Raw genomic sequence first — 17,464 nt, forward strand, 5'->3', positions numbered from 1 at the left:
CTTCAACCTTTCTTTACCATAACGCCAGCATCATGCGGCCCATGAGAGAGCCGGCCCGCGCGTCGCGGTGCCGCTCCAGCGGGCCGCCATGTTCCTGTTCAGCAGCACGCCTTCGCAGGGTTCGACCGGGCCCGGAGCCTCGGGGGCCGGCCGCACCGGGACGGGCAACCCGGTGATCGACGCGATCCGCCAGGGTGCCGAGAAGACCGGAGCGGCCTTCGACTACCTCCTGTCGACGGCGCAGCGCGAATCGAGCCTGAACCCGAGCGCCAAGGCCGGCTCGTCCTCGGCCACGGGCCTGTTCCAGTTCATCGAGCAGACCTGGCTCGGGGTGATGAAGCAGGACGGCCCGTCCCTCGGGCTCGGCTCGTACGCCGACGCCATCACGGCCCGGGGCTCGGGCGGCTACACCGTGAGCGACCCGGCCGCCCGGCAGGCGATCCTCGACCTGCGCCGGGACCCGGAGGTCGCCTCCGCGATGGCCGGCGCGCTCACCCGCCGCAACGCCGACGCGCTCTCGGCGGCGCTCGGACGCGAGCCGAACAAGGCCGATCTCTACGCCGCCCACCTGCTCGGGGTGCGCGGCGCGCTGACCCTGATCCGCAACGCCGAGACCGCCCCCGGTCGCTCGGCCGCCGCCGACCTGCCCGACGCGGCGTCGGGCAACCGCGGGCTGTTCTACGACCGTGCCGGCCGGGCCCGCAGCGCCTCCGAGCTCTACGCCGTGCTGGGCACCAGCCCCGGCAGCCCGGCGCCGGCCTCGACGCTGGTCGCCCAGGCCAACGCGCCGACCGCCTACGCCCCGGAGGCCGGCAGCGGCATCGGCACCCTGTTCCAGACCGATGCCCGCCGCGGCCCGGTCTCCGACAGCGTCGCGCGGCTGTGGGGCAACCGGGGAAGCGGGGGCGGGGGCAACGCCGCGCCGAGCTACTTCCCGCGCTCCTCCGAGCGGCCGCTGGTCGCCGCGGCCTCGGTCTCGGTCACCCTGCCGGCCACCGCACCCGCGACGCCGGACGCCGCCGACGGCGTGCCGCTGCCGCCGCCGCGACCGCCGGAATACGGTGGGCGCGGACGGTCCGCCGCCCTCGGTCCGACGTCGCTCGAATCCTGACCCCCCGTCCCAGTCCTGGCCGTCGCCACGGAGCCGCGCCGATGATCATCCGCCAGTTCCTGCTCTGGACGCAGCACGAATCCGCCGGCCGGCGGGCCGAGGCGGCCTCGTCGCTCGCCCGCGCCTACCTCTACGCCAACCTCGACGCCGCCGCCCGCTGGGAGGCCAAGACCGCGATCACGGCGCTCCTCGACGACCCCTCGCCGCTGGTGCGCCGGGCGCTCGCCGAGGCCTGCGCCAACGCCGCCGAGGCGCCCCGCACCCTGGTGGTCGCGCTCGCCCAGGACCAGGCCGAGATCGCCGGCCTCGTGCTCGCCCGCTCGCCGGTCCTGTCCGACGCCGACCTCGTCGACTGCGCCGCCGTCGGCGACGAGGCCGGCCGGATCGCCATCGCGAACCGGCCCACCCTGTCGCCGATGCTGTGCGGGGCACTCGCCGAGATCGCCGGCACCAGGGCCCTGCGGGCGCTCGCCGCCAATCCGGGCGCGCAGATCACCCGCAACAGCCTGATGCGGATCGTCGAGCGCCACGGCGACGACGCGGCGTTGCGCGAGGCGCTGCTCGCCCGGTCCGACCTGCCGGTCGACGTGCGCCAGGCGGTGACCGCCCGCCTCGCGAGCGCGCTCTCGGCCTTCGTCACCGGGTGCGGCTGGCTCTCGCCCGAGCGCAGCGAGCGGGTCACCCGGGAGGCGCGGGAGCGCACGACGCTCGGCCTCGCCGAGGGCTCGGACCGCGCCGACCTCGCGCGGCTCGTCACCTACCTGCGCCAGGCCGGCCAGCTCACCCCGGGCCTGATCCTGCGGGCGATGCTGTCGGGCCGGATGGCCTTCACCGAGGCGGCGCTGACCGACCTCTCGGGTCTCACTGCGGGCCGGGTCGCCGGGCTGCTGCACGATCCCCGCGGCAGCGGGATGGCGGCGCTCTACCGCCGGGCCGGCCTGCCGGCCGCCCTCGAGCCCGCCTTCGCGGCGGCGATGTCGGCCTGGCACGAGGAGGCGACCGGCCTGCGCGAGAGCGGAGCCGCCGGCCTGTCGCGGCGGATGATCGAGCGGGCGGTCACGGCCTGCGAGCGCCTGCCCTTCGCGGAGGCGCACGCCATCGTCGCCCTGCTCAACCGCTTCGATGCCGAAGCGGCCCGGGAAGAGGCGCGCGACCTCGCCCGGGCGCTGGCGAGCGAGGCCGCGGTCGATGCGGTGCTGGAAACGATCCCCGCAGGGCTGATGGAGAGCTACCGTCAGGACCGGCCGCGGCTGGCCGCCTGAGCGACTGCCCGGCGGTCGGCGCAGAGCACGGCGGCGGCGAGGTAGCCGGCGATCGACATCGTCACGGTGTCGGGATGGATCGGCGGGATGAAATGGGCGGTGACGCTCATCGAAGCCTCGCGAATCAAGATCGCGCCAAGATTACGCCGCACAACGCCCGGGTCGCAAGCCGGGCGCGGCAAACATCGTCGTGTCGAGGGACGGATGAAACCGGCGGCGCTCCACGTGCGCCGCCGTCGGACGTTCGCTCCGTCAGGCCGGCACCGCCGCGGCCCCGCTCCGGGGCGCCAGGGCGGCGAACAGGAGCGCATCCTCGTCCGGCTCGGCGTTCGGAGTGGTCAGCAGGGTGTCGCCGGCGAAGACCGAGTTCGCGCCGGCGAGGAAGCACAGGATCTGCGCCTCCCGCCCCAGCTGCGAGCGGCCCGCCGACAGCCGGACGATCGAGCCCGGCAGGACGAGGCGCGACGTCGCCACCATGCGCACGAGATCGAGGGGATCGATGCGCGGGCGCGCGGCGAGCGGCGTTCCCTCCACCGGGACCAGGGCGTTGATCGGCACGCTTTCCGGATGGGGCGCCATCCCGGCGAGCACCCGCAGCAATCCGGCCCGGTCCGCCACCGCCTCGCCCATGCCGACGATGCCGCCGCAGCACAGGCCGATGCCGGCCTCCCGCACCGTCGCGAGCGTATCGAGCCGGTCCTGGTAGGTCCGGGTGGTGACGATCCGGTCGTAGTAATCCGGGCCGGTATCGAGGTTGTGGTTGTAGGCGGTGAGTCCGGCCTCGGCCAGTCGCGCGGCCTGGTGGGCCTTGAGCATGCCGAGGGTGACGCAGGCCTCCATCCCGAGCGCCCGCACCCCCTCGACCATCGCCACCACCGCGTCGAACTCGGCGCCGTCGCGCACCTGGCGCCAGGCCGCCCCCATGCAGAACCGGTCGGCCCCCGCCGCCTTGGCGCGGGCGGCTTCGGCCAGCACGACGGCCGGGTCCATCAGCCGGTCGCGGGTCAGGTCGACCTCGCGGTGATGCGCCGATTGCGGGCAATAGGCGCAATCCTCCGGGCAGCCGCCGGTCTTCACCGACAAGAGGCTCGCCCGCTGGATCCGGTTCGGATCGTTGTGGCGGCGGTGGACCGCGTTGGCGCGACCGACCAGCTCCAGGAGCGGCAGGTCGTGCAGCGCCACGATCTCGTCGGTGCGCCAGTCGTGCCGGATCGCTCCGTCCTCGGGACTGCCGATCGCCGCGCTCATCGGGCGAGGACCCGGCGCAGGCCCGGCAGGACCGAGGACCCGGCGGCGACGAGGCCGATCTTGACGAGATCCCCGAGGAGGAAGGGCAGGAGGCCGAGGGCGACGACCCGGTCGGCCGGCACGAACAGCGCCAGCCAGGCGAGGCCGAGGGCGTAAATCACTGCGAGGCCAGCCAGCATCGCGGCGACCCGGCCGAGGAGGCCGCGGCCGGCGGCGAGGGCCCCGGTCAGCCCGGCGGCGAGAAGGTAGCCCGCGAGGTAGCCGCCGGTCGGTCCCGCCATGTAGGCGAGCCCGATGCCGCGCTCCGGCGTGCCGGAGAAGACCGGCAGGCCGGCGGCGCCCGCCGCGAGGTAGCCGAGCATCGTCGCGACGGCAAAGCGTGGTCCGAGGCCCACGGCCAGCGCCATGATGGCGAGGGTGTGCAGCGTCATCGGCACCGGCCAGAACGGGATCTGCACCTTGGCGGCGAGCGTGACGAGCAGCACGCCGGCGACGACGACGGCGAGGCTGCGGGCGGCGCGCAGGGGCGCGGCGCCGACGACGAGGGCGGTCATCGGGATCTCCTTTTTATAGATAATTAAATCGACTCGACGACGGCAGAGATCCACAGTGGCGCATCAAATGCAATAATGACGATAGATAATAGATAATTTTCGATCAGCCGGCTTGGCGGGCGGCTGTGGGGCCGGGACGGTGCCCGACCCACTGGACGTGACGGGCGAGGACCGCCGCCGCGGCATCGAGGTCGCCGGCCCGCAGGGCGACCAGGATCGCCCTGTGGTCGCGGTCGGTCGGCGCCTCCCACTCGGCGCGCCAGCCGGCGAACAGGAAGCGGGCGCTCGCCGCCTGGAGGTCGTCGATGGTCTTGAGCAAGCGTGGCATGCCGCAGGGAGCGAGGATCAGGCGGTGGAAGCTGCGGTTCGCCTCCTCCCAGGCCTGCACGTCGCCGCCGGCACGGTCGCCGGCCCTGGTCGCCGCCTCGGCCCGGTCGAGGATCGCCGCGGTGAGGTGCGGGGCGGCATGGCGCAGGGCCAGCACCTCGAGGGCGGCGCGCATCTCGGCGACCTCGCGCACCTCGTCGGGGCTGAAGCCGGCAACGCGAACGCCGCGGCGCGGCTCGCTCACCACCAGCCCCTGGGCTTCGAGGCGGCGGAAGGCCTCCCGCACCGGGACGTGACTGGCGCCGAACTCGTCCGCGATCGCGTCCTGGCGCAGGCGCGATCCCGCCGCCAGCGTTCCCGCAATGATACGCTCGGCCAGGGCCCGGCTGATGCGCACGGCAATCGGTTCGTCTTTGGCTGTCGTCATGAATTATCGATAATCGACCGGAGGCGGGGCGTCACCCGGGAGGTGGCAGGCCCGGTTCGCTCGTGCGAAACTCTGCCCTCGGGGAATCTGCCATGGGGGATTCTCCCCGACGGAATCAGCAAGGCCCGCGATGAGCAACGGCTGGGACGAGTCCGCCGCCGCCTGGATCGCCGATATGGGCGAGACCGGCGATTTCGGCCGCGCCAGCGTGCTCGACGCGCCGATGCTCGCCCGGCTGTCGGGGAGGGGCTTTCGCCGGGCCCTCGACGTCGGCTGCGGCGAGGGCCGCTTCTGCCGCCGGATGCAGGACCTCGGGGTCGCGACCGTCGGGATCGATCCGACCGACGCTCTGCTGCGCCGCGCGCGGGACCGCGATCCCACCGGTACCTACGTCCCGGGCCGCGCCGAGGCCTTGCCCTTCGCCGACGGAGCCTTCGACCTCGTGGTGAGCTACCTGACGCTGATCGACATCCCGGATGTCCGTGCGGCGATTCCCGAGATGGCCCGGGTGCTCGCCCCCGGCGGCACGCTCCTGATCGCCAACCTGAACGGCTTCGCCACCGCCGGCGGTTGGGCCGAGGATCCCGACGGGCACCGGCGCTTCCGGATCGACCGCTACACGGAGGAGCGGGCGGAATGGGCGGAGTGGCACGGCATCCGCGTCCGCAACTGGCACCGGCCGCTCTCGCTGTACATGGGCCTTCTGCTCGGACAGGGACTGGTCCTGCGGCACTTCGGCGAGCCGATGCCGCAGGGCGGCGACCCGGCGAAGGTCGCGCGCTACGCCCGCGTGCCGTGGTTCCTGGTGATGGAGTGGGAGAAGGCGGCCGCATGAACCGTCACCCCCGACGAGGACGATCCCGATGTCGCAGAAGGTGGCCGTTTGTCTCGCCCAGTCATCCGATGCCGTGACGGCGGTTCTGACGGCGAGCGACCCGGTCCTGATGAACGCCTCCTACGATGCCGCGATGCTGGCCCGGGCGCTGCCGCTGATGGTTTACGCCAATCCGGCCCTGCTCGCCTCCGGCAGTGTCCATCTGGCGGAAGTCTCGAGCGAGGTCGTCGGGGTCGGAGGCTGGACGCCGGAGCGGCCCGGGACCGGCGAGGTCGAGCCCGGCCTCGGCCATATCCGCCACTTCGCCGTGCACCCGGCCCGGACCGGGCGCGGCGTCGGGCGCAGCCTATTCGCCGCGTGCCGAAGCCAGGCCGGAGGCCGCGGCTTTTGCGTCTTCGAGTGCTATTCCAGCATCAACGCCGAACCGTTCTACCGCGCCCTCGGCTTCCACGCGCTGGAGCGGCGGGAGATCCCGATGGGCGACACGGTCCGGTTCCCGGCCGTGCTGATGCGGTGCCGGTTCTGAGCGCGCCCCGCGCCACCCCGTCCCGACTCGGACGGGGTGGCGATAAGATCATCCGCCTAGCCGCGCCAGCCGGTCGAGCAGCGCCCGGTCGTGCAGCAGCACCATCTTCTCCTTGGCGTTCAGCCAGTCGGCCGCCTCGTCGATCGTCTCGGCCTCCACCACCTTGGCCTGGGCCATGACGTGGTCCGCTTGCGGTGCGCCGCGGGACCGGCGCTCGGCCGGGGGCAGGAAGACGAGGTGGCCGGCCTGGAGGTCCGGATCGGCATGGAGCGCCCGCAGGCCGTCGGCGTCGTCGTAGCCGAGCGCCGCGTTGCGCGCCTCGATCGCCTTGGCGGCGGTCGCGATCGCCGGGGGCTCGCGCTCCTCGGGCGTCATCAGCAGGCCGGCGCGCTTGAGCGCCAGGCCGAGGAAGAGCTGCCCGCTCGCCCAGGAGATCGGGATCGCCAGAACGAGGCCGAGGATCGTCGGCGACATCCAGAGGAACAGCGAGGTGGCGATGGCGAAAGCCGAGATGCCGGCGACCAGCCCCAGGATGGTGTGCCAGCGGTGCCGGCGCACGATGTCGGCGAGCGGGATCGAGCCGTCGTCGCGCCGCTGCGGGTTCCAGCCGGCATCGCGCCGGAGCAGGATCTGGATCACCGAGCCGGACTGGACCAGCATCGCGATCGGGGCGATCAGCGCCGACAGCAGGGTCTCGATCAGCGCCGAGAGCACGAGGCGCACCCCCCCGCCGCTCGCGCGGCGCACCTCGCGGTCGAGGAGGCCGAGGATCAGCCCGAACAGCTTCGGCGCGAGCAGGATCGCCATGGTGATCCCGAAGAGCTGGAGCGCGCGGACGGGGTCGAAGCGCGGCCAGACCGGGTAGAGGCGGAACTCGGTCGAGAAGTATTCGGGGCGGATGTAGGCGGTCTGGAGGGCGAGCGCGATGCCGACCACGAGCTGCGCCGCCCAGAGCGGCGAGGCGAGGTAGCCGGCGATGCCGGTGGCGAAGTGCTGGCGCGACGCGAGCTTGAGGCCCGCGGTGCCGATGATCCGGCTGTGCTGCAGGTTCCCTTGCGCCCAGCGCCGGTCGCGGATCGCGACGTCGATCAGCGAGGGCGGGCTCTCCTCGTAGGAGCCCTGGAGCTCGGGGAGCATGTAGACGCTCCAGCCGGCGCGCCGGATCAGGGCCGCCTCGACGAAGTCGTGGCTCAGCACGTGGCCGCCGAAGGGCGGCTTGCCGGAGAGGTCGGGCAGGCCGCAATGGTCGGCGAAGGCCCGCGTGCGGATGATCGCGTTGTGGCCCCAGTAGTTGCCGTCGCGGCCCGACCAGAGCGCCAGGCCGGTGGCGATGACGGGCCCGTAGATGCGCGCCGCGAATTGCTGCACCCGGGCGAACAGGGTGTTGCGGTTGATGATGAGCGGCAGCGACTGGATGATGCCGGAATCCGGATCCGCCTCCATGGCGCGGGCGAGCGTCAGCACGCAGTCGCCGCTCATCAGGCTGTCGGCGTCGAGGACCAGCATGTGGTCGTAGTGCCCGCCCCAGCGGGTCACGAAGTCGGCGATGTTGCCGGCCTTGCGGTGGTGGTTCTTCTGGCGGTGGCGGTAGTAGAGGCGCGTGCCCTCGCCGAGGCGGGCGCGCAACGCGAGGTAGGCCCGCTCCTCGGCGATCCAGGCGTCGGCCTGGGTCGAATCCGACAGGATCCAGTAGTCGAAGGCCGCGCCCTCGCCGGTCGCCTCGATCGAGTCGCGGATCGCCTCCACCGCCGCGAAGGTGCGGGCGGTGGCCTCGTTGTAGACCGGCATCACCACGGCGGTGCGGGTGGTCAGCGGGCCTGCCTGGACCTCCGGCCGGCGCCGGCGCAGGAGCGCCAGGAAGCCGAGCAGGCCCGAGGTGAAGGCGAGCGCGATCCACGAGAAGTTGAGCGCGAACAGCGCGAGCAGCAGCCACTGCAGCCAGGTCGTCGAGCCGGCGACCGACACGACCTCGTACATCTGCACCGCGCCGTAGGCGGTGAGCAGGGCGCCGCCGCCGAACACGAAGGCGCGGGCGCCCCAGGGCGACCGGCGGCCGGGCACCGGGTGGGCGTCCGCCTCCGACCACCGGGTCAGGTCCTGCACCGGCATGGCGAGGGGCGATTCCGGCGGGACCGCGGGGGCGACCGGGGCGGGATTCGGCATGGCGCGCGACGGCGCGTCGAGGTCGAGGGTCACGGGGTCCACCGGTACAGCCATGTCTCAGTCACGGGTTTGTCGCCGGCCTTGACGACCAGGCGCAGCTCGCAGGACGTGTCGTTGCCGGGATCGAGCTCGAAGACCACCCGAAGGGTTTTGCGTTCCGGGTAGGCGTAGAGCCGCTGGCGCGCCAGGGTGCCGGGGGCGGTGCCGAGCGCGAGCTGCAGCGCGTTGGGGTCCATCCCCTCGGCGAACGGCGCCTCGCCGGTGAAGTCGACGAGGAAGAGCCGGCGCTTGCCGCCCGCACCCTTGCCGACCCGGGTGCCCGAGCAGGCGGCGAGCGGCGGTGCGCCCGGCACGCTCCAGCACCAGAACTGGCGGTAGCTGAAGGCGGTCTCCTTGGCGACCGGCTCCTTCGGGCGCCAGTAGGCCAGGATGTTCTCGTTGACCTCGGACTCGCTCGGGATCTCGATGAGCTGGACCGCGCCGGCCCCCCAGCCATGCTGCGGGACCCCCGGCCCCCAGCTGCCGAGCGGCTCGATCCACAGGCTCGGGCGCTTCTCCCAGCGCTGCACGTCGTCCTGGTAGTCGCCGTAGGCGCGGGCGCGCTGGACCAGGCCGAAACCCTTCGGGTCCTGGTCCATGAAGGCGGAGATCTGCAGCGTCTCGGGGTTCTGTACCGGGCGCCAGATCGCCTCGCCCCAGCCGTTGCGGATCTGTAGTCCATCGACCTCGTGGGCGGCCGAGCGGGCGTCGTCGACGCCGCGGCGGTCGGTCGGCCCGAACAGGTAGGCGCCGGTCATCCCGGCGATGCCGACGTGTTCGAGCGGCGTGCGCGGGCACAACGTCGCCTCGACGTCGACGATGGTGGCGTCGCCCGGGCGCAGGGTCATGCGCATCGCCGCGGTGGCGGATTCGGAATCGACGAGCGCGTGGATCACGATCTGGCCGGTGCCCGGCCCCGGCCGCTCGAGCCAGAAGGCGCGAAACAGCGGAAACTCCTCGCCCTTGGCCTCCGCGGGCTTCAGCGTGAGGGCGCGCGCGGTGACGCCGTAGCTCTGGCCGGCGGCGAGCGCCCGGAAGAACGAGGCGCCCTGGAAGATCGCACAGTCGGTGGGGGCCGCGCCGTTGAAGCTCGCGTAGAGCCGGAAGCCCGAGAAGCCGATGTCGCGGCCCTCCTCGGGAGGCGCCACCTTGCCGAAGCTGAAGCGATTGCGGTCGTAACCGACCCGGCGCACCACCCCGTCCTCGACGGCGTGCAGCGCCACCGGCGTGGTGAACACGAAGCCGCGGTGCAGCGGCTCGACCACGAAGCCCCGGCCCTCGCCGGCCCAGAGCAGGGCGGTGGGTTGCGCCCGCACGCCGATATATTGCTCGTAGGTGAGGTTCTTGAAGGCGTCCGGCAGGTCCGCCGCCGGGGCGGCGTAGGGCTTCTTCGCCAGCGCCCGGGCGAGCTCGACCACCTGGCCGGGATCGAAGCGCTGCCCGTCCGACAGGGGGGCCGGCTCCGTCGGCTGCGCATGGGCGGCACCGATCGCGGCGAGCGTCAGCCCGCTCCCGGCGAGCGCCAGCATCGCGCGTCGGTCGAGGTCGGGGCAGGGGGGCGGGGCGGGCGGAAGCTCGGTCGTCAAGGCCAGGGATACCGTACCGGGTCGAAGGGGCGCCGGCCGTTTACCACGATCCGGCGTGAACCGGAGGTTAAGAATCGACCGTCCGGTGCCGTTGGGGAGAGGCGGGCCGGCGCATGTCCCGGCGGGTCGATCGGCTGGAGCGTCGTCCGGCGAAAGGGGCCCGGTTCGTCGATGGAAAGTGCGCCGACGGCGAAGACCTGGAGCGGGGTCCGGTTGCGGAGCGATCGGGCGCTGCTCTAGACGGGCGGCAGAGTTCCCCCACACGCCACGGGCCGCCGATGACCTCCACCCCGAAGCCCGCAGGGGCCCGCACCCCGAAGCCCGCAGGGGCCCGCTCGCTCCTCGCCGTCGTCCTCGCCGCCGGCAAGGGCACGCGGATGCGCTCCGACCTGCCGAAGGTGCTCCACCCGATCGCCGGTCGCTCGATGCTCGCCCACGTGCTCGCCGCCGTGGCGAAGGCCGGGGCGGGGCGCCTCGCCGTGGTGGTCGAGCCCGGCCGCGACGACGTCGCCGAGGTGGTCGCGGGTTTCCCCGGCGCCGAGACCTTCCCGCAGGCCGAGCGCCTCGGCACCGCCCATGCGGTGCTGGCGGCCCGCGCCGCCCTGGCCTCCGGCGCCGACGACGTGGTCGTGGCCTTCGGTGACACGCCGCTCGTGACCGCCGAGACCTATGCCCGCCTGCGCGCGCCGCTGGCCGAAGGGGCGGCGGTCGCGGTCTTGGCCTTCGAGGCCCGCGACCCCACCGGCTACGGCCGGGTGCTGGTCGAGGACGGCCGGGTGACGGCGATCCGCGAGGAGAAGGACGCGAGCGCGGCCGAGCGCCGCGTCACCCTGAGCAATGCCGGGCTGATGGCCCTCTCGGGCCCGCTGGCCCTCGGGCTCCTGGAGCGGATCGGCAACGCCAACGCGGCCGGCGAGTACTACCTGCCCGACGCGGTGGCGCTGGCGGTGGCCGATGGGCACCGGGTCGCGGTGGTGCCGGTGGACGAGGCCGAGGCGCAGGGCATCAACGACCGGGTGCAGCTCAGCGTCGCCGAGGCGACCGTGCAGGCGCGCCTGCGCCGGAACGCCATGCTGTCGGGCGCCACCCTGATCGCCCCCGAGACCGTGTTCTTCAGCCACGACACGGCGCTCGGCCGCGACGTGGTGGTCGAGCCCCACGTCGTGTTCGGCCCCGGCGTGGTCGTCGGCGATGGTTGCACCATCCATGCCTTCTCGCATCTCGAGAAGGCGACGCTCGCCGAGGGCGTCCAGATCGGCCCCTATGCCCGCCTGCGGCCCGGCGCGGTGCTGGAGCAGGGCGCCCGCATCGGCAACTTCGTCGAGGTGAAGAACGCGGCGATCCGGGCCGGCGCCAAGGTCAACCACCTGTCCTACGTGGGCGATGCCGAGATCGGGGCGGGGGCCAATCTCGGGGCCGGCACCATCACCTGCAACTACGACGGCGTGAACAAGCACCGCACGGTGGTGGGAGCGGGTGCCTTCGTCGGTTCGAACTCGGCGCTCGTCGCCCCGGTGACCGTCGGAGACGGCGCCTTCGTCGGCTCCGGCTCGGTCATCACCGACGACGTGCCCCCCGGGACCCTCGCGATCGGCCGCGGCCGCCAGGTGGTGAAGACCGGCTGGGCGAAGCCGACGAAGCGGTAGCCCGCGATCCGCGTGCTCGCGATCGCCATCGTGCCGGTGGTCCGCCGGGCGCGATTGATCTATGGCAGCATTCCGGAAGGGGCGGCGCGGAGCGCCCCCGGGACAGGAACGATGGTGCGCGTCGAGGATCGCCTCACCCGAGATCGGCCCGACGACGAGGCGGCGGTCCTGGCGGACCTGATCGCCCTGGTCGCGACCGGGCGGCAGGACGCCCTGCGGGCGCTCTACGACCGGACCGCCCCGAAACTTTTCGGGCTGATCCTGCGTATCGTCCGGGATCGGGGCGCGGCCGAGGACGTGCTGCAGGACGCCTACCTGCGGGTCTGGCAGGGCGCGGCGGGCTACGCCCCGGAGGCGGGACGGCCGATGGCCTGGCTCGCCGCGATCGCGCGCCACCGCGCCATCGATCTGGTACGCCGGAGGGGCGAGGTGACGATGCCTGCGGGCGAGGACGACGAGGAGGACTGGCTCGCCCGCATCGCCGATCCGCGCGACAGCGAGGCCGAGTTCCTGGACCGCGACGCGCTCCTCGCCTGCCTCGGCCGGCTCGAGCCGGCGCAGCGCGACTGCATCGTGCTGGCCTATTGCGAGGGCCTGTCGCGCGAGGAACTGGCCGCCCGCTACGACCGGCCGGTCAACACCGTGAAGACGTGGCTGCATCGCGGGCTCGCCTCGCTGCGGGGCTGCCTGGACGCCGTCGCATGAGCACGCCCGACACCACCCCTTCCGACGAGGCCGACCTGCGGGCCGCCGAGTACGTGCTGGGCACCCTGGGCCGGGTAGAGCACGAGGCCTACCGGCGGGAGCGCGCCGGCTCTCCGTCCCTCCAGGCGGCCGAGCGCGCCTGGGAGGCGCGCCTCGCCCCGCTGGCCGCGGCCGTGCCGGAGGCCGCCCCGCCGCCCGGCGCCTGGGACGGGATCGCCGCGCAACTGCCCGGCCAGGCGCCGCGCCCCACCGTCCAGATCGTCGATCTGCGACCGGCGCTCCGGCGCTGGCGCCGCGCCGCCCTGGCGGCGGGGGCGCTGGCCGCCGGCCTCGCCCTGTTCATCGCCGTCGAGCGCTTCGCGCCGGCTCCCGAGACGACGCAGTACCTCGCGGTGGTGAACCGGGGCGGGGAGCTGCCGGCGCTGGTGGTGCGGGTCGATCCGCGGGCCGGCACGGTTCAGGTCCGGTCGCTCGCCGCCGAGGCGCCCCGCGACCGCAGCCTCGAACTCTGGGTGGTGCCGGCCTCGGGCGCCCCGCGTTCGCTCGGCCTCGTCCACAAGGCGGCCGGCACCCGGCTGCCGCTGCCGCTGCCGGCCGGCGACCGTGCGCTCCTCGACGGAGCCAGCCTCGCGGTCACTCTGGAGCCGCCGGGCGGCTCGCCGTCGGGCTCTCCGACCGGCCCGGCGGTCTATAGCGGCCGCCTGGTGCGCGAGGAGGCGCGTTAGAAAAATCGCGGACGCACGAAAAAATCGCGAGGCGCCCGAAACTTTCCCGTCCGGCCCTCCGTACCGGCCCTCGACCCCGACGAGAGCGGGGCTGACACGAGAGACGGAACGAACCCCATGACGATCCGGACCCACGCCCGCACCCTGGTTCTCGCCCTCGCCCTCGCGGCGACCGCCGGGGCCGCCCAGGCGAAGAACCCGATGGTCGGCGGCGCGCCGATGTACGCCTCGAAGTCGATCGTCGAGAACGCGGTCAACTCGAAGGACCACACCACGCTCGTCGCCGCCGTGAAGGCCGCCGGCCTCGTCGACACGCTCGCCGGCCCCGGCCCGTTCACGGTCTTCGCCCCGACCAACGCCGCCTTCGCCAAGCTGCCGGCCGGCACGGTCGAGTCCCTGGTCCAGCCGCAGAACAAGGCGACGCTGACCAAGATCCTGACCTATCACGTCGTGCCCGGTACCTACACCGCCCAGGACCTGACGGCCCTCGTCAAGAAGGGTGGCGGCCAGGCCGAGCTGAAGACCGTCGAGGGCGACAATCTGACGGTGATGCAGAAGGGCAAGCGGCTCTTCGTCGCCGACGACAAGGGCAACACCGCCCGGGTGACGATCGGCAACGTGATGCAGTCGAACGGCGTGATCCACGTCATCGACGCCGTGATGATGCCCTGACGGGCTCGGCCGGGCGGAGGCTCCGCCCGGCCGCCGCACGATGCAGCCGGGCCGCGAACCTTGGCCGTCACAATCCGTTACGGAAGTTGACTCGCCTCGGGACCGGCCGGTCCGGTAGAACGGCCCCAGAGCGTGGCGGGTGCGGTCCGGCAGGAAATCTGCTCCACCGCCCCCCATATGGCCTCGTGCGTCCCGGTCCGGGACGCGCGGCCGAACGACATCTGAGGCGGTGAGCATGTGCGGGATCGTTGGAATCGTCGGCCGGAATGCCGTGGCGGGACAGGTGGTCGACGCGCTGCGCCGGCTCGAGTACCGCGGCTACGACTCGGCCGGCATCGCCACCCTGGAATCCGGTAAGCTCGAGCGCCGGCGCGCCGAGGGCAAGCTGTCGAACCTCCAGCTGAAGCTGCTGCAGAGCCCGCTCTCGGGCGCCATCGGCATCGGCCACACCCGCTGGGCCACCCACGGCCGGCCCAACGAGACCAACGCCCACCCGCACGCCACCGAGCGCCTGGCGGTGGTTCATAACGGCATCATCGAGAATTTTCGCGAATTGAAAGGCGAGCTCCAGGCCGAGGGCTGCGTCTTCGAGACTGAGACCGACACCGAGGTGGTGGCCCAGCTCGTCAGCCACCTGATGCGCGGCGGCCTCGGCCCCGTCGCCGCCGTCGAGGCGGCCCTGCCGCGCTTGCGCGGCGCCTTCGCGCTCGCCTTCCTGTTCGCCGGCGAGGAGGACTTTTTGATCGGCGCCCGCCACGGCGCGCCGCTCGCGGTCGGCTTCGGCGACGGCGAGACCTATCTCGGCTCCGACGCGCTGGCGCTCGCCCCCTTCACCGACGAGATCACCTATCTCGACGAGGGCGACTGGACGATCCTGACCCGCGACGGCGCCGAGATCCGCGACCTCGCCGGCAACGTCGTCGCCCGGCCGCGCCAGAAGATCGCCACGCAGGCCTTCTTGGTCGACAAGGGCAACTACCGCCACTTCATGGCGAAGGAGATCTACGACCAGCCGGAGGTGGTGGGCCGCACCTTCGCCCATTACGTCGACCTCGCCGCCGGCCGGGTCGCCCTGCCGGAGGCGCTGCCCTTCGACTTCGCGAAGCTCAGCCGGATCTCGATCACCGCCTGCGGCACCGCCTATTACGCCGGCCTCGTCGCCAAGTACTGGTTCGAGAAGCTCGCCCGCCTGCCGGTCGAGATCGACGTCGCCTCCGAGACCCGCTATCGCGAGCCGCCGCTGGAGCAGGGCGGTCTGACCATCGTCATCTCGCAATCGGGCGAGACCGCCGACACCCTGGCCTCGCTGCGCTACGCCAAGGCGCAGGGCCAGCACACGCTCGCGGTCGTCAACGTGCCGACCTCGACCATCGCCCGCGAGGCCTCCGCGGTGGTGCCGACGCTCGCCGGGCCCGAGATCGGGGTGGCCTCCACCAAGGCGTTCTCGTGCCAGCTCACGGTGCTGCTCTGCCTGGCGCTCGCGGCGGGCCGGGCGCGGGGTACCCTCGACGAGGCGGAAGAGAAGCGCCTCGTCGACGCGCTGATGAAGGTGCCGGGCCTGATGGCCGAGGCGCTGAAGCGCGAGGAGGAGATCGAGGTCCTGGCCCGCGAAATCGCGAAGGCCCGCGACGTGCTCTATCTCGGCCGCGGCACCGCCTACCCGATGGCGCTCGAGGGCGCGCTGAAGCTCAAGGAGATCTCCTACATCCACGCCGAGGGCTACGCCGCCGGCGAGCTGAAGCACGGCCCGATCGCGCTCATCGACGACGCGGTGCCGGTGATCGTGATCGCGCCCCACGACGCCACGTTCGAGAAGACCGTCTCGAACATGCAGGAGGTCGCGGCCCGCGGCGGGAAGATCGTGCTGATCGGCGACGCGCGCGGCGCCGACGCGGCCGGCCTCGACACGCTGGCCACCCTGATGATGCCCGACCTCGACCCGGTGGTGGCGCCGATCGTCTACGCGGTGCCGGTGCAGCTCCTCGCCTACCACACCGCCGTGGTCCTCGGGAAAGACGTCGACCAGCCGCGCAACCTGGCGAAGTCCGTCACCGTGGAGTGAGGGCGGCGCCCCTGCGGGCGGCGCACGGGACGACGACAGGGCGCGGTCTCCCGCAGGGACCGCGCCCTGTCGCATTTCGGGACGCGGCGGAGCGCCCGTGCCCGGCGCCATCAGGACGCCATGAATTCTACGGATTCTCTCGATGTCATTTAGCCGGGATTAACCAAGAGGCCGCTCAATACGGGGGCTTAAGGTTGATCCTTTCCTAAACGGCCGAACTCTCCGGCCCGCCGCGCACCCGTGCGCCGGCGGCCGGCCGGGCGGGTCCGTGCGGGACAAGCCATCGAGTACAGGCCGCATGGACCTCGTCGCGTATTCGTCCGGTCGCCTCGCCCCGGGCTCCCTCCGCCGTCGCCGCCGCAACCGGCGGCTCATCGGTATCGCCGCCGCGCTCGCCGGGATCGGTGCGGCCGCGGGGCTGGCGCCGCGCGAGGAGGCCCGGCTGACGGTGGCGGAGACGGCGGTTCCCGCGTCTCCGGTCGCCCAGGCCCCGCTGCCCCGGTCGGTCGTGGCACAGGCCGAACTCGGCTGGATGCTGGCGCCGTTGCCGACCCTGGGGCGCGACGCGGCGGGCTTCACCCGCGAGGTCCTTCCGGAGGCGAGCCGGACCGTCGCCGCCCTGACGCCGCCGGCCCCCGAGACGGCGCGCCTCGCCGAGACGGCACCGACCGTCGCGGCTCTGCGCGCGGCCGTCGTGCCGGCGGCACCCGCGCCCGGTCCGCTCGCCCTGGCCGAATCCCTCGGCGCGGCGCCCGGTCCGCTGGCGGTCGCGCCCCTTCCCGTGCCGCGCCCGCCCGAGCTGCGCCCGACGCCGGCCGTGCTGGCGACCCGCGCGCCGCGCCGCCCGGTCCGGGCCATGGCCTCGACCGAGAGCGTGTTCAAGGCCGCCCTGCCGGAGGAGCCGTCGCTTTTCGACCGGATCTTCGGGGGAGGGGGCTCGGCCCTGACCCAGACCCTCGCCTATGCCGCCCCCGGCGGGCTCGAGGCGAGCACGCCGCGGCCCCGCCTGAGCGTCAGCCCGGGCATCGCCGTGTACGACATCAGCGCCCGCGTCGTGACGCTGCCGAGCGGCGAGTCGCTGGAGGCGCATTCCGGCCTCGGGCCGCACATGGACGACCCCCGCAACGTCCACCTGAAGATGCGCGGCGCCACGCCGCCGGGCACCTACGACCTCACCGAGCGCGAGGCGCTGTTTCACGGCGTGCGGGCGATCCGGCTCAACCCGGTCGGCGGCAGCGGCGCGATCCACGGCCGCGTCGGGCTCCTCGCCCACACCTACATGCTCGGCCCGAGCGGCGCCTCGAACGGCTGCGTCTCGTTCCGCAACTACGACCGATTCCTGCAGGCCTTCCTGCGCGGCGAGGTCCGTCGCCTCGTCGTGGTGCCGGGGGCCGGCGCGAGCGACCTGCCCCGGATCGGGCGCGGCGGCCCGTCGGACCGGGCGTCGCGAGGCTGAGAGCCTTGAGAGAGCGTGTCGGACAATCCATCCCGATCGCGACCTCATCCCGAGGTACCGGCCGATCGAAGATCGGATGGCCTCAAAGGAGGGATCCAGGAACCACCGCGGTCACCGGAG

Annotated in this window: 16 protein-coding genes; 10 read left to right on the top strand and 6 right to left on the bottom strand. The window is 73.2% G+C overall.

Annotated features, from left to right (window positions below; all coding sequences use genetic code 11):
- The first annotated feature begins 172 nt into the window (after positions 1–172).
- Positions 173–1,111, top strand: coding sequence for a transglycosylase SLT domain-containing protein (locus V3T34_RS03735; protein WP_331369100.1), 939 nt, complete (start codon positions 173–175; stop codon positions 1,109–1,111).
- Between the two features lie 41 nt (positions 1,112–1,152).
- Positions 1,153–2,373, top strand: coding sequence for a DUF2336 domain-containing protein (locus V3T34_RS03740; RefSeq protein ID WP_305078024.1), 1,221 nt, complete (start codon positions 1,153–1,155; stop codon positions 2,371–2,373).
- Here V3T34_RS03740 and V3T34_RS03745 read toward each other — a convergent pair.
- The 4 genes from V3T34_RS03745 to V3T34_RS03760 form a co-directional block, all read right to left on the bottom strand.
- Positions 2,346–2,483, bottom strand: coding sequence for a hypothetical protein (locus V3T34_RS03745; RefSeq protein ID WP_167543904.1), 138 nt, complete (start codon positions 2,481–2,483; stop codon positions 2,346–2,348). The two genes, V3T34_RS03740 and V3T34_RS03745, sit on opposite strands and share 28 nt — an antisense overlap.
- A 142-nt stretch (positions 2,484–2,625) precedes the next feature.
- On the bottom strand, positions 2,626–3,621 hold the full coding sequence (bioB, locus tag V3T34_RS03750; protein ID WP_305078025.1) for a biotin synthase BioB: 996 nt from the start codon (positions 3,619–3,621) through the stop codon (positions 2,626–2,628).
- Positions 3,618–4,175, bottom strand: a complete 558-nt coding sequence (locus V3T34_RS03755; RefSeq protein WP_305078026.1) for a biotin transporter BioY — start codon at positions 4,173–4,175, stop codon at positions 3,618–3,620. Before V3T34_RS03755 ends, bioB begins: the two co-directional genes overlap by 4 nt.
- Before the next feature lie 103 nt (positions 4,176–4,278).
- Positions 4,279–4,929: a GntR family transcriptional regulator gene (locus V3T34_RS03760; RefSeq protein ID WP_091889462.1), complete on the bottom strand. Its 651-nt coding sequence runs from the start codon at positions 4,927–4,929 to the stop codon at positions 4,279–4,281.
- A 130-nt stretch (positions 4,930–5,059) separates the two neighbouring features.
- On the opposite strand from V3T34_RS03760, the gene V3T34_RS03765 reads away from it, so the two are divergent.
- Both V3T34_RS03765 and V3T34_RS03770 read left to right on the top strand, forming a co-directional pair.
- Complete coding sequence (locus V3T34_RS03765; protein WP_091889464.1) at positions 5,060–5,764, top strand: class I SAM-dependent methyltransferase; 705 nt, start codon at positions 5,060–5,062, stop codon at positions 5,762–5,764.
- A 28-nt stretch (positions 5,765–5,792) separates the two neighbouring features.
- Entirely contained in the window at positions 5,793–6,290 is a 498-nt protein-coding gene (locus V3T34_RS03770) for a GNAT family N-acetyltransferase (protein ID WP_305078028.1), read from the top strand.
- 48 nt (positions 6,291–6,338) lie between these two features.
- Here V3T34_RS03770 and mdoH read toward each other — a convergent pair whose 3' ends face one another.
- On the bottom strand, positions 6,339–8,453 hold the full coding sequence (gene mdoH, locus V3T34_RS03775) for a glucans biosynthesis glucosyltransferase MdoH (protein ID WP_305078045.1): 2,115 nt from the start codon (positions 8,451–8,453) through the stop codon (positions 6,339–6,341).
- Between the two features lie 29 nt (positions 8,454–8,482).
- Positions 8,483–10,021 carry an OpgD/OpgG family glucan biosynthesis protein gene (locus V3T34_RS03780; protein ID WP_407942667.1) on the bottom strand — a complete coding sequence of 513 codons (1,539 nt, stop codon included), beginning with the start codon at positions 10,019–10,021 and terminating at the stop codon, positions 8,483–8,485.
- Positions 10,022–10,356: 335 nt separating this feature from the next.
- Between V3T34_RS03780 and glmU the strand changes: the two genes are divergently transcribed.
- The 6 genes from glmU to V3T34_RS03810 all read left to right on the top strand — a co-directional run bounded on the left by glmU (position 10,357) and on the right by V3T34_RS03810 (position 17,344).
- Entirely contained in the window at positions 10,357–11,724 is a 1,368-nt protein-coding gene (glmU, locus tag V3T34_RS03785; protein ID WP_305078030.1) for a bifunctional UDP-N-acetylglucosamine diphosphorylase/glucosamine-1-phosphate N-acetyltransferase GlmU, read from the top strand.
- Positions 11,725–11,835: 111 nt separating this feature from the next.
- A complete protein-coding gene (locus V3T34_RS03790) occupies positions 11,836–12,429 on the top strand; it encodes a sigma-70 family RNA polymerase sigma factor (protein ID WP_060846462.1) in 594 nt (197 codons plus the stop codon).
- On the top strand, positions 12,426–13,154 hold the full coding sequence (locus V3T34_RS03795) for an anti-sigma factor (RefSeq protein ID WP_331369101.1): 729 nt from the start codon (positions 12,426–12,428) through the stop codon (positions 13,152–13,154). The genes V3T34_RS03790 and V3T34_RS03795 overlap by 4 nt, the downstream gene beginning before the upstream one ends.
- A 117-nt stretch (positions 13,155–13,271) precedes the next feature.
- Positions 13,272–13,826: a fasciclin domain-containing protein gene (locus tag V3T34_RS03800; RefSeq protein WP_305078032.1), complete on the top strand. Its 555-nt coding sequence runs from the start codon at positions 13,272–13,274 to the stop codon at positions 13,824–13,826.
- Between the two features lie 235 nt (positions 13,827–14,061).
- Positions 14,062–15,888 (top strand): glutamine--fructose-6-phosphate transaminase (isomerizing), encoded by a 1,827-nt coding sequence (gene glmS, locus V3T34_RS03805; protein WP_305078033.1) that lies wholly within the window; start codon positions 14,062–14,064, stop codon positions 15,886–15,888.
- 298 nt (positions 15,889–16,186) lie between these two features.
- Positions 16,187–17,344, top strand: coding sequence for a DUF2778 domain-containing protein (locus tag V3T34_RS03810; protein WP_305078034.1), 1,158 nt, complete (start codon positions 16,187–16,189; stop codon positions 17,342–17,344).
- Positions 17,345–17,464: the final 120 nt, after the last annotated feature.

It is taken from the genome of Methylobacterium ajmalii (assembly GCF_036448855.1).
In the GTDB taxonomy this organism is placed as follows: Bacteria; Pseudomonadota; Alphaproteobacteria; order Rhizobiales; family Beijerinckiaceae; genus Methylobacterium; species Methylobacterium ajmalii.